General features: G+C 58.3%; 11 protein-coding genes. 7 read left to right on the plus strand and 4 right to left on the minus strand.

Annotated elements, in window-relative coordinates:
• Positions 1–21: 21 nt before the first annotated feature.
• Positions 22–663: a MarC family protein gene (locus U5A58_RS06755; protein ID WP_321910173.1), complete on the minus strand. Its 642-nt coding sequence runs from the start codon at positions 661–663 to the stop codon at positions 22–24.
• A 450-nt stretch (positions 664–1,113) separates the two neighbouring features.
• Positions 1,114–2,538 (minus strand): PLP-dependent aminotransferase family protein, encoded by a 1,425-nt coding sequence (locus U5A58_RS06760; protein WP_321960826.1) that lies wholly within the window; start codon positions 2,536–2,538, stop codon positions 1,114–1,116.
• A 198-nt stretch (positions 2,539–2,736) separates the two neighbouring features.
• Between U5A58_RS06760 and U5A58_RS06765 the strand changes: the two genes are divergently transcribed.
• The 7 genes from U5A58_RS06765 (at position 2,737) to U5A58_RS06795 (ending at position 11,534) form a co-directional block, all read left to right on the plus strand.
• The gene (locus U5A58_RS06765; protein WP_321960827.1) at positions 2,737–3,543 is read left to right on the plus strand and encodes a hypothetical protein; all 807 of its coding nucleotides are present in this window, start codon (positions 2,737–2,739) and stop codon (positions 3,541–3,543) included.
• Positions 3,544–3,855: 312 nt separating this feature from the next.
• The gene (locus U5A58_RS06770; protein ID WP_321960828.1) at positions 3,856–6,132 is read left to right on the plus strand and encodes an FdhF/YdeP family oxidoreductase; all 2,277 of its coding nucleotides are present in this window, start codon (positions 3,856–3,858) and stop codon (positions 6,130–6,132) included.
• 98 nt (positions 6,133–6,230) lie between these two features.
• A complete protein-coding gene (locus U5A58_RS06775) occupies positions 6,231–7,619 on the plus strand; it encodes a cytochrome ubiquinol oxidase subunit I (RefSeq protein ID WP_321910179.1) in 1,389 nt (462 codons plus the stop codon).
• Positions 7,620–7,623: 4 nt separating this feature from the next.
• Positions 7,624–8,631, plus strand: a complete 1,008-nt coding sequence (gene cydB / locus U5A58_RS06780) for a cytochrome d ubiquinol oxidase subunit II (protein WP_321910180.1) — start codon at positions 7,624–7,626, stop codon at positions 8,629–8,631.
• A 132-nt stretch (positions 8,632–8,763) separates the two neighbouring features.
• Positions 8,764–9,675, plus strand: coding sequence for a bestrophin family protein (locus U5A58_RS06785; RefSeq protein ID WP_321960829.1), 912 nt, complete (start codon positions 8,764–8,766; stop codon positions 9,673–9,675).
• A gap of 189 nt (positions 9,676–9,864) precedes the next feature.
• A complete protein-coding gene (locus U5A58_RS06790; RefSeq protein WP_321960830.1) occupies positions 9,865–10,320 on the plus strand; it encodes a DUF1269 domain-containing protein in 456 nt (151 codons plus the stop codon).
• 314 nt (positions 10,321–10,634) lie between these two features.
• Positions 10,635–11,534 (plus strand): LysR family transcriptional regulator, encoded by a 900-nt coding sequence (locus U5A58_RS06795; protein WP_321960958.1) that lies wholly within the window; start codon positions 10,635–10,637, stop codon positions 11,532–11,534.
• 53 nt (positions 11,535–11,587) lie between these two features.
• On the opposite strand, the gene U5A58_RS06800 is transcribed toward U5A58_RS06795, so the two are convergent.
• Both U5A58_RS06800 and U5A58_RS06805 read right to left on the minus strand, forming a co-directional pair.
• Positions 11,588–11,923, minus strand: a complete 336-nt coding sequence (locus U5A58_RS06800; protein ID WP_321960831.1) for a DUF6566 family protein — start codon at positions 11,921–11,923, stop codon at positions 11,588–11,590.
• 19 nt (positions 11,924–11,942) lie between these two features.
• Positions 11,943–12,419, minus strand: coding sequence for a hypothetical protein (locus U5A58_RS06805; RefSeq protein ID WP_321960832.1), 477 nt, complete (start codon positions 12,417–12,419; stop codon positions 11,943–11,945).
• Between the last annotated feature and the right edge of the window lie 45 nt (positions 12,420–12,464).

Raw genomic sequence — 12,464 nt, forward strand, 5'->3', positions numbered from 1 at the left:
ACCCATCGACGACACTGCGAGCTAGTGGAGCAGACCTTTGAATATCGCCGTCAAACTTACGGCCATCATTTCGACCGCGATGGCTGCAAGGATCATACCCATCAAACGCTTGGTGATCGCTGTCACCTTGGCGGACAGAAACCGCCCGAGGTATGGCGCGGAAAACAACGCGGCGGCCAGCAAGGCGAGAAACACGACCAGCCCCGTGGCGAGGCTCGCAATCTTCCCGTTGGCGTCAGCGGTGTGACCGAACACCACTAACGTGGCGATCGTGCCAGGGCCCACAAGAAGCGGCGTGGTCAGCGGGAACACCGCCACGTCCTGATCATAGCCGCTTTCGCCTAGCTCGCCTTGCCGCGGCGTGTGCTGCGCGCTCGACGACCCGTGTACCATGTCCAGCGCGATCAGCAATACGAGCAACCCTCCCGCGAGACGGAAATCGTCGATGCTGACCCCGAACACCTTGAGAATCGTCTCGCCGAGCGTGACGGAAATAACACAGCCAATCGTCACGCCGATAAAGGTTGTGGCTGCAACCGCCCGCTGCTTTCCATCGGACAGTCCCTCAGTCAGCGAAATGAACACCGGGATGTTCGCGATCGGATTCATGATCGCAAAGAGTGCCGAAAAGACCTTCATTGAAAACGCGAAGTCGATGGCCATGAGGTCACCTCGTGATCGTCATCCGCCCTACGATTCTCAACGCGTCCCAATTCACGAGTACAGCAGACGCTTGAATTCCTGGCCGCCATGTCCGCGACGTTCACGGCACGCACAGTTTATGCCACGTCAGAGATAAAATCGCCCGCTGCATTTTCCGATACTTTGCATCGCTCGTTTGGCGTTGACAATCCAATGCATGCTGGGTTCAATGCGGATTGATCGCCTGCGTGCCGGTGCCATAATGAATCTTCGGACGACCAACGGGAGTCAATCGTGACGCGCAAGTCCAGCGACCGACGACATCGATTTCTGCACGACCTCAAGTGGATTGCCATTCTTTGGTGCGTCGGCTTCGGTGCGACCGTTCTACTCACGCTGCCGTTTCACTTTCTCGTTATGGCCATGATGAGGAAGTAGCGGCACGCGAACATCCGGCTAGCCCCCTTTCGCCTACCGCGCGCACGACGCCGCGAGTCTGCCGACTGTGATGACCGCCTGTTCGATTTCGGGCGACCACGGCGTGCTGTAATTGAGCCGGATGAAGTTGCGATAGCTGTCCGACACGGAAAACATATAACCGGGTCCAATCGTGATGCCGCGCGCCAGTGCAAGCTGGTAGAGCGTCATCGAATCCACCTTCGCCGGCAACTCGATCCACAGCACATACCCACCCATCGGCGTCGACGTGCGCGTGCCTGCTGGAAAGAAGCGCGTGACCGTTGACTTCATCAAATTGCACTGCTGCGCGTAATTCTTGCGGATGCGTCTCAGATGATGCTCGTAGCCATCGCGCTCCAGGTATTCGGCAATCGCCAGTTGTGGAATGACCGAAGTCGTCAGCGTATTCAGAAACTTCAGCTTTTCGACCTCGTCGCGATAACGTCCCGGCAACGCCCAGCCGATGCGATACGCCGCGGTCAGACTCTTCGAGAATGAACCGCAGTGCAGCACCATGCCCTTCTTGTCGTACGATTTGAGTGTGGTGGGATGCGAGTCGCCGAAATACAGTTCGTTATAAACGCCGTTTTCAATTACCGGAATCTCAGCCTTCTCGAGCAGGTCGACAAGTTCGCGCTTGCGCCCATCGGGCATCTGGAACCCGAGTGGATTCTGAAAATTCGGCATCACCATGCAAGCGGCAATCGGCCCTGATTCGACGATCTTCGCAAGCGCTTCGACTTCGATGCCGTACTCGGGGTGCGTCGCGACTTCGATCGCCTTCATACCCGAGCGCTCGATAGCGTGCAGCATGGCGTAGAACGTGGGCGACTCCACGGCGATCACGTCCCCCGGTTTGGCGACTGCCTGCAAACACAGATTGATCGCCTCCGTCGCGCCCACCGTCACGATGATCTCGTTGGGGTCTACGGCCATGCCATTCTCGAGGTAGCGCCGGGCGATCTGGCGGACCAGTTCCGGCGTGCCCGGCGGCAGCGCGTTGGTCACGCCCCACAGCGACTTCCTGCGTCCCGCGGCCGCCGCGTAGCGGTTGAGCTTTTCGTAAGGAAACAGCTGGGGGTCGGGATACGGCGAACCGAGCGGCACGGCGTCGTCGGTGCCAATGGAGCGCAAGGTAGACAGCACGAGGCGGCTCACGTCCACCGTTGCCGACACGGCAATCGGCCGGCTCGTGCGCAATTCATCCGAGCGCACGCTGCCAGCGCCCGCGCGCACGCTCACGAAATAGCCGGACTGCGGGCGGCTCTCCAGCACACCGCGGCTTTCCAGCAGTAAATACGCGCGAATGACGGTAGTAATGCTGATGCGGTGCTGCTGGCTGGCCTGGCGCACCGACGGCACGCGGTCCCCCGGCCGGTAGACGCCCTTGCGAATCAGTGTCTCGATGTCGTCCGCGAGCTTTTCATAGAGCTTCACTGTCTCTCCCCGGTAGCCGCTCACAGCACAGCTGATGCAGTGTACTGCGGCGCGCGAAACTGTACTCTAAGTTGCATGCAGATTCTGTACGTTATGGAGGCGTTCCTTAGCTCTTAACCTCGAGCACGACGAGCTACAGCACACACCCCTTGTGGGCACGCCCTGGGGAAACGCGTGATACCCATGGAGCGAAGCGCAATGGACAAGGCGAGGCCAAACGGAAATATCGAGGCGTATCACGCCCCCTCCGCCGGCTGGGACGCGCTCACTGGCCGCAATAAGCCGATTGCCCGGGACGATGCATTCGCGCCGGTCGACTTCGAGGTCGCCGACACCCTCATCATCTTTGTGCACAATCCCGCAGCCACTCATCCGCGCATGCTCGGCGCGTTGCGCGAGGCGTCGCGACGCGGCGCGGTCATCGTTTCGGTGAATGCGCTGCATGAGCGCGACCTCGAACACTCCGCAAGCCCGCAGCATAGTGTCAAAACAATGGCCTTCGGCAGCACCCGAATCGCGTCGATGTTGATCCAGACGAAACCCGGCGGCGATTTCGCGCTCGTCAAAGCAGTCGCCAAACGGCTCATTGAACTCGACGACGACGCGCTCGCGAACGGCACCGAGCGCGTGATCGATATCGACTTCATCAAACAGCATACGCTCGGCTTCAGCGACTTCGCAGAGGACCTCCGCGAGGAAAACTGGCTGCTTCTTGAAGCGGAGTCGGGCATGGCGCGCGAGGACATCGAAGGCTTCGCGCGTATCTACGCACACGGCAAACGCGTTGTTGCGACCTGGTGCATGGACATCACACAGCACACGCATGCGGTGCAGACCGTACAACTGCTTCACAACCTGCTGATGATGCGCGGCAACACCGGCAGGAAAGACATGAGCAGCAGCAAGGTGTATTTCATCTGTTCGCCGCTGCCCCGAACAGCCCCTACCTTACGTTCATGCTGCCCGGCTTACTCAAACATTAAGGGTTGCATATCCGATAGCTAATATCGGCTCGCCGACAGTTCACGGCAACACGCTGCGTCCCTAGAATGAAGTAGAGAATTTGCACGCCAATTCGCTCTTCGCTTCAACAGCCCTCACGCGAATGTGCGTGCTGAAGATCGAAGATCGAGATATTCAAATATACATAACGGGAAAATAAAAATTCGAACTTGAAGATTTAATTCTTGTTCCGAATTCGGGATTGCCTAAAATCAACCGTGACACACCAGACAACAATCCTCAGACCCGTGCGGTCCTGGTGCGGCGTTGCTCCGGCCTTGCGCTGCATGCGTAGAAAACCCAATGGAGTTTCCCATGACGAAACTACGTGATGTGCCCGGCGTTCATCCCTACACTGGCCCGGCTGGTGGATGGGGCGCACTCAAAGCAACCGCGCAGGCGATTCACGATCAAATGGAAAGCATCGAGGCGCCCATCACGCTGATGCGGACCAATCAACCCGATGGCTTCGACTGCCCCGGCTGCGCATGGCCCGACAAGGAGCACCGTTCCACCTTCCAGTTCTGCGAGAACGGTGCGAAGGCTGTGACCTGGGAAGCCACGACGAAACGGGTGACACCGGAATTCTTCGCTGCGAACACCGTCACCTCGCTGCTGCAGAAAACGGACTATGAGCTCGAAGACATGGGACGGCTCACCCATCCGCTCGTCTATGACCGCGCAAGCGACACGTTTCGCGCCGTCGATTGGGAAGACGCCTTCGCGCGCATCGGCGAAATCCTGCGCTCGCTCTCACCGGATCAGGTTGAGTTCTATACGTCCGGGCGCGCGTCCAACGAGGCTGCGTTTTTGTATCAGCTTTTCGCGCGCGAGTACGGAACGAACAATTTCCCCGATTGCTCGAACATGTGTCACGAGCCGACCAGCGTTGGCCTGCCGCAATCGATCGGAATCGGAAAAGGAACGGTCTCGCTCGAAGATTTCGATTCGACCGAGCTGATCATTTCCATCGGCCACAACCCGGGCACGAACCATCCGCGCATGATGGGCACCTTGCACGAAGCCTCGCGACGCAACGTGCCGATCATCGTCTTCAATCCATTACGCGAGCGAGCACTCGAGCGTTTTGCCGATCCGCAAAGCATGATTGAAATGGCGACGTTCGGTTCGACCCGCATCGCGTCCACCTACTTCCAGCTGGACGCCGGCGGCGATGCGGCCGCGCTCAAGGGCGTCATGAAAGTCTTGCTGCAAATGGAGGCGGAGCAAGGCGGCGTACTCGACAAGGCGTTCATCGCGCAGCATACCGAAGGCTTCGACGCTTTCGCCGCGGATCTCGAAGCAACCTCATGGGAAGACATCGAGAAGGCCAGCGGTCTCATACGCCCCGACCTCGAGCATGTGGCGATCGCCTATGCGAAATCGAACGCGACGATCGTCACGTACGGCATGGGCGTCACCCAGCACAATAAAGGCACGGCCAACGTGCGCCTGATTGCGGATCTGCTATTGTTGCGCGGCAATTTCGGCAAACCCGGCGCCGGCATTTGTCCGCTGCGCGGGCATTCGAATGTGCAAGGCAATCGCACCGTTGGGATCACCGAGAAGCCGTCGAAAGCGTTCCTCAAGCTCATCGAAAATGCCTGCGGATTCACACCGCCCGACGGACACGGTCACGACGCGGTGCAAGCCATGCAAGCGATGATCGATGGCAAGGCCAAGGCGCTCCTGTGCCTGGGAGGCAATTTCGCGGTTGCGCTGCCCGACTCCGAGCAGTCGTTCCCCGCAATGGCCGCGCTCGACCTGGGCGTCCACATCGGCACAAAGCTCAATCGTACGCACCTGCTCGTTTCGAAAGAGACGTATGTGTTTCCGTGCCTCGGTCGCACGGAACTCGATATGCAGAGCAGCGGACGCCAGTCCATCACGGTGGAAGATTCGATGTCCATGGTGCACGCTTCGGCCGGCAAGCTCACCCCTGCTTCCGACCAGCTTCGCTCCGAACCCGCTATCGTTGCAGGCATGGCGCGCGCCACGATGCCCAATTCGAAAGTGGCGTGGATGGAGCTTATCGCCGACTACGACAAGATCCGCGATCTGATCGAGCAGACCGTGCCCGGCTTCGAGGACTTCAACCGACGCATTCGCGTTCCGGGCGGATTCCGCTTGCCGCTTCCGCCAACCGAACGCCGGTGGCACACGCCATCGGGCAAGGCCGAATTCTCCGTCTATGGAGGCGTGAAGGAAGATGCCGACGTGCTGGGGGCCCAGAACGTGCTGCGGCTGATCACGATCCGCAGCCATGATCAGTACAACACGACAATTTACGCAATGGATGACCGCTACCGCGGCGTGTTCGGGCGGCGCGACGTGCTCTTCATGAACGGCGACGACATGGCCGCGTACGGCATCGAGCACGGCGATCTTGTCGATATCGAAACGGTCACGTCGGGCCGCACACTACGGCTGAAGAACATCACCGCCATCGTGTATAGCATCGCGCGCGGTTCCGTAGCGGCTTATTACCCGGAAGCCAACGTGCTTGTTCCGCTTGACTATATCGACAAGGAGAGTGGAACACCCTCCTATAAGTCTGTGCCCGTGCGTGTGGTGCGCGCGGCGGGAACCTAGTCTTGTTCAGTTCCGGTAGTCCGGGCGGGCGCCTCGCCTTCCCGGCCGGAATGTCTCTGGCATGCAGATGCAATCGTCACCAGGAGCGCAAAAGAATCATGGACATCTTCGACGCATTTCATCTCGCCAGGCTGCAGTTCGCATTTACCGTTTCGTTTCATATTGTGTTCCCGGCGATCAGCATAGGCATGGCGAGCTTTCTCGCCGTGCTCGAATGGCGCCTATTGCTCACGGGCGATGCAGCCTATAAGGACATGTACCGCTTCTGGTCAAAAATATTCGCAGTGGGATTCGGCATGGGTGTGGTCTCCGGCGTCGTGATGGCTTACGAGTTCGGCACGAACTGGAGCGGATTCTCGACGATTGCGGGCAATATCACGGGTCCGCTGCTGACCTATGAAGTCTTGACTGCGTTCTTCCTGGAGGCGGGTTTTCTCGGTGTGATGCTGTTCGGCTGGAGTCGTGTGAGCCCGAAGGCGCATTTCTTCGCCACGCTCATGGTCGCGATCGGCACGCTCATTTCGACATTCTGGATTCTCTCGTCGAACAGCTTCATGCAAACGCCCCAAGGCTACGCGATCCTGAATGGCCGCATCGTGCCTGTGGACTGGTGGAAAGTGATTTTCAATCCTTCGTTCCCGTTCCGTCTCGCGCATATGACCATTGCGGCCTTTATCGTCGCCGCTTTCATCGTGGCCGCCTGCGGCGCATGGCATTTGCTCCAGGGGCGGCGCGACGTGCCGGTAAAGCGCAGTTTCTCTATGGCGCTGTGGATATTGCTGTTTCTCGCACCCATTCAGATTGTGGTCGGCGACGCGCACGGTCTCAATACACGCGAGTATCAACCAGCGAAGATCGCCGCGATTGAAGGACTCTGGGAAACGGAGCACGGCGGCACCGCGCTCAATCTGGTCGGCTTTCCGGACATGAATGCGGAAGTGACACGTTTCGCGATCAGAGTGCCGCATCTCGGCAGCCTGATTCTCACACATAGCTGGAACGGCGAAATTCGCGGCCTCAAGGAGTTTCCACCCGAGGATCGTCCGTTCTCGCCAATCATTTTCTGGACGTTCCGCATCATGGCGGGGCTCGGCATGCTCATGCTGCTGACCGCCGTGGTGGGACTCTTTCTGCGTCGCGGCGGGCGACTTTATGAAGCGCGTTGGTTTCAGTGGTTCGTATTCTGCATGGGACCGTCCGGAATCCTCGCGCTACTGGCCGGCTGGATCACGACCGAAGTGGGCAGGCAGCCATGGACCGTATACGGCATCGTGCGCACAATCGATTCGGTGTCGCCCATCGGCGCGCAGCAAGCCGGCGTTTCGCTGCTGATCTTCGTGATCGTCTATTTCCTCGTCTTCGGAACCGGCGTCTATTACATGCTCAAGATGATGAAAAAGGGACCCGCTACCGGGGTCGAAAGTGTCGAATCGCTCAAGTATCCGGGATTGCACAATCGTGCACTCGACGCTGTAGTGGGGGACTGAGGCCATGCAAATCGATCTTCCTGTGATCTGGGCCGCCATCATCGGTCTCGGCGTTTTCATCTACGTGATGCTCGACGGCTTCGATCTGGGCATCGGCCTGCTGTTTCCGTTCTTCGAAGGCAAGGTTGAACGCGAGGTGATGCTCAATACCGTCGCGCCGGTGTGGGACGGAAACGAAACCTTCCTCGTGCTGGGCGGCGCCGGTCTTTATGGCGCCTTTCCCGTGGTCTACTCGACGTTGCTGCCCGCCAACTACATGCCGCTCATTCTCATGGTGGTCGGCCTGATTTTTCGCGGCGCGGCCTTCGAGTTGCGCGCGAAAGCCACGCGTACGCAACATGCGTGGGATCTCGCGTTTATCGGTGGTTCCGCGCTCGCCGCAATGTGCCAGGGCGTCACGCTTGGATCGCTCTTGCAGGGCATCAAGATAGTCGATGACAAGTTCGCGGGCGATCCGTTCGACTGGTTCTCACCGTTTAGCGTGTTCTGCGGTTTCGGCGTATTGCTCACGTATGCGACGCTTGGTTGCGGCTGGCTGATCCTGAAGACCGACGGCGAGCTGCAACGCAAGATGCGCCAGGTGATGCGTCCGCTCCTTGCCGTGCTGCTCCTGGCGATTGCCATCGTCAGCCTCTGGACCGTGCTCGGACTGCCCGCCGTGCGACAGCGCTGGTTCTTCAGCGGCAATCTCGGCTGGTTCCTGCCGGTGCCGATTCTCGTGGTGCTGTGCACGTTGGGCATCTACCGCTCGCTGAACCGGAGCCACGAAGCGATGCCCTTCCTGCTTTCGCTGGCGATCTGCTTTCTCGGCTATACCGGACTGATCATCAGCATCTGGCCGTACATCGTGCCCCCCTCGCTCACGATCTGGGACGCGTCGTCCAGCCATTCGAGCCAGCTGTTCGCCCTCGTAGGCACGGTCATCGTGCTGCCGATCATTATTGTCTACAACGCCATGCAATATCGCGTGTTCCGGGGCAAGGTTCGCGAAGGAGACCACGGCTATCACTGAAGGGCATGGAAATCGCTGACGCAGGCAAGACCGGAAGGACTTACGCATGCGCCAGCGAAGAGCGCTAAGTGATCGCGCGTGCCCTATGAGCAGGCAACCGTGCTTCAATACTCCAGATAATAAAAGACCATCATGATCGTCCGGCCACGGGAAAACTGGTTCCGGCTGCTGTTCGTCTGGAACGGATCGGTTCTGTCATCAATCATTCCCCAACTGTGCTTCATGGCAGTCGTGAGTACGCTTGCGGTCTTCACGCACGGGCGAGTGTTTGGAGAAAAGATTCCGCTCAACACTGCGCCCTTCACACTGTTCGGCGTCGCACTGGCTATCTTCCTGGCGTTTCGAAATAACGCCAGCTACGAGCGCTTCAACGAAGCGCGGCATCTTTGGGGCAACTTGCTGATCGCTTCGCGCACGCTGACTTCGCAAATGCTTTGCTACATTCCGGAACGCGCTGACACCTTGCGCATCGCGCAGCAGATAGTCGCATTCGTTTACGCGATCAAGCATGAATTGCGGGGCACCGATCCCACGACGGACCTTCAGCGTCTTCTTGGCCGCGAGCACGCTGAGACGGTGTGCAGCCAGATCTATAGACCGGTGGCCATTCTCAACGAAATGCGGCGCGAGCTCTCGATCCCTCAGCATCGCGTTCATACGCCCGATACGAAGTTATGGATGCTCGATGCACAACTCGACGAATTGGGCAAGGCATTGGGTGGCTGCGAGCGTATCGCCTCGACGCCAATTCCGTTCGCATATAGCGTGCTGCTGCATCGTACCGTCTACGCCTATTGCGTTTTGCTGCCTTTTGGGCTGGTGGATTCCACGGAGTTTTTTACGCCGCTACTGTGCGTTTTCATTGCGTATACGCTGATTGCGCTCGAAGCCATTGCGAGTGAAGTCGCCGATCCGTTTAGCGTGGCGCCCAACGCGCTCGCACTCGACGCCATGTCGCGCAATATTGAACGCTCCGTTCTCGAGCTGTGTGGATGCCCTGTTCCCGATCCGGTTGCACCTGTTCGCCCTTATCAGCTTACTTGAATAAGCAGTAGCGAGAAGCCAGATTTCTCGCAGGAAATCGTAGCATTACCTTTCTCTCCGATTTCTACTTGCGGTTAGCGGGGATAAATTCATCGTCATTCCGATACGATGTATTGGAATTTAATCTCACTAGATTTTCGTTCGACTACCGCCTACTCTGAATAGAAACCGAACCCGAGTTAATGTGCCATGGCCAACAATTTAATCGTCGCTGTTTTCAATGATTCCGCTATCGCCGAAAAAGCGTGTCAGGACTTCAAGGACTACGCAGAAAAAGGACAAGGGTTCATGATCCACAGCGGCGTCGTGGTAGAAAAGAGTACCAATGGAAAGTTGTCCGTTCTCGAGCGGCAATCGCGGTCCTTCTGGGGCACGACAATCGGCGCGGCGACAGGCGCGCTCATCGGTTTGCTGGGCGGCCCGGCCGGCTCGATTCTTGGCTTTGTCGTCGGTGCAAGCGCAGGATTGACCGGGCATGCGCTGCGTGAGTTGCTTGACAGCGAACTGGTGAACGCGATTTCGGCGAAGCTGACGCCCGGCTCCGCTGCGGTCATACTCGAAGCGGAGGAACCCTCCCCCTTTGTTGTGGACAATGTCGTAAGCGGTTATGGCGGCAGTGTTCACAGGAAAGCGTATCCGGAATGACGCCCCTCTCTTTGGTTTGCTTCCAGGATCGAATCACTCCACAGGCTTCCATAACAGTTCGACTCTCGCCGGAACGTCAACTGTTATCTATGTGTTCACGCCGTACGCGCCGCATCAAAACTGTACTCTACTCAGCGAGCGCGATTTGTGCGCTCCGCGCATGAATGACTCCTCTTACTCTTACCCCATCGCCACGTCGCCTCTGCAAGGCGCGACGCAAGAATCGGAGTTAAAGCAATGAGAGGAATCGTATGTCAACGCCATTTACTGAAGGACGCACCGCGAATACGGCTGGCCACGGCAAGGAACGCATGGTGAACCTGCTGGAGGCCATGCGAATTTACGTGAGAGTGGTCGAAAGAGGGAGCATCTCGGGCGCAGCAAGGGACCTGGACATCGGCCAGCCGGCCGTGAGTGAGCGCATCGAGCGGCTCGAAAAGTACCTCGGATGTCGCCTGCTGCAACGCAACGCACGCGCTTTCAAGTGCACGCCTGAGGGGATCATCTTTCATGAACGCAGCAAAGCCGTGCTAGGCGCCGTGGAGCAAGCCGTGGCCGAAGTGTCGAACGACGAGCAGGCAGTGAAGGGCGCGATTCGTATTGCAGCGCCACACTGCTTCGGCGAAACGCTTCTGCCCGAGGGCGTGAAGCGAATCCGTGAAAACTATCCGCGCATCGACATCGAACTCGTGCTCAACGACAAGATCACCGACCTTGTCACCGAGGGCGTCGACATCTCGTTTCGTCTCGGACAGCCAGGCGACGGTGCGTACATCGCCTGGCCGATTGGTGAGATCGAGCGCGTGCTAGTCGCTTCGCCGGACTATCTGAAGCGGCACGACGCGATCGACGATCTGGCGGATCTCACAGGACACAACCTGATTCGCGTGAAGGGCTCTTTCGACGCGGACCTGCTACCACTCTCGCGAGATGGTGCGCCCATCGACAGCGTTCCGATTCAGACAATGATCAAGACCACGCATTGGCGCCCGATGTATGAAATGGTTTTGTCAGGACTCGGGCTCGGCGTGCTCGAAGCACCGGCCGTCAAGCACGCCCTCGAGACAGGCGAGCTGGTGCGGGTGCTGCCGAAGTATGAAGTGCCTGCACTGGCACTGAACCTGCTTATCCAGCCGCAGCGTCCAATTTCGGTACGGGTTCGCAGAATCGTCGACACACTCAGGAGCTACCTCTCGGAGGCACTGGCCCAATAGTGAAATCGAAACGCCGATCCTCTGTTGGCTATCTTGAACAGTCGTTAGTTACATCAAAGTGCATTCAGTTCGCGAACGATCTGCTCCGCTTCCTGAGTGCATTCAAGCCTGAAGAACCAGCGTTCAGCATGCTCGCGAACGGCTACCCACGACCGATCCTGAAGGTCATTTTTTATGCGGCCGATGAATTTGCAGGCGCGCTCCATGCCGTCACGATTGGCCTCTGCCTGCGTCAACCATTCCGGTTGCACGGTGTCCGGGCTACACGTAGCAAACAAACGGCCAGCGTGACGAATCTCCACGTGCGCGATCCAGCCACCCCGCTCGTTCTCGCGGGATTGCGCCGTTATCTGAAAGCCGTAGCACGTCATACTTTCGGTCGGAACCATGCGCTGCCTCCATTGCCATTCACGTTGATGGCCGTGTATCCCCCAACGCGGACGGCTGTCCCGTCGTCGAGGTTCGCATTTCCAGTACCGCGCGATGAATGGCTTCGGTTAGCGTATTGTTGACTTCAATGAGCTTACGCATCTCGTCCTGCAGCTTCAGAAGTGCCTCGGCGTCCTTGTAGGTCTGCAAGGCCTGCTTATCCGATGCCGCAGCCGCCACCTTCTGGCCGACCATGATTACCGATAACAGTACGAGCTGCAAAAATGTCTGTGCGACCCACGCGACCAGAGTCGAAACGCCACCCTGGATAGCCGACGGCAAGCTCACAAGCGCAATCGCTGCAAAAACGTAGGCGCACCACATCGTTCCGACAACATTAGTGATAGCGACGGCAATCCTGCCGTTCAGCCCCACATGCTCATGCGTGGTCAGATGCGGGCCGGTCTTTTTTCGTTCTTCAACACGCGCACTCGCTTCGTTATCAACTTTCATCATTGAACCCCCGAAAGAGCGGTTGGATCAGCGTCGGACCCGGCAACG

Source organism: Paraburkholderia sp. J7, from assembly GCF_905220155.1.
Lineage (GTDB): Bacteria > Pseudomonadota > Gammaproteobacteria > Burkholderiales > Burkholderiaceae > Paraburkholderia.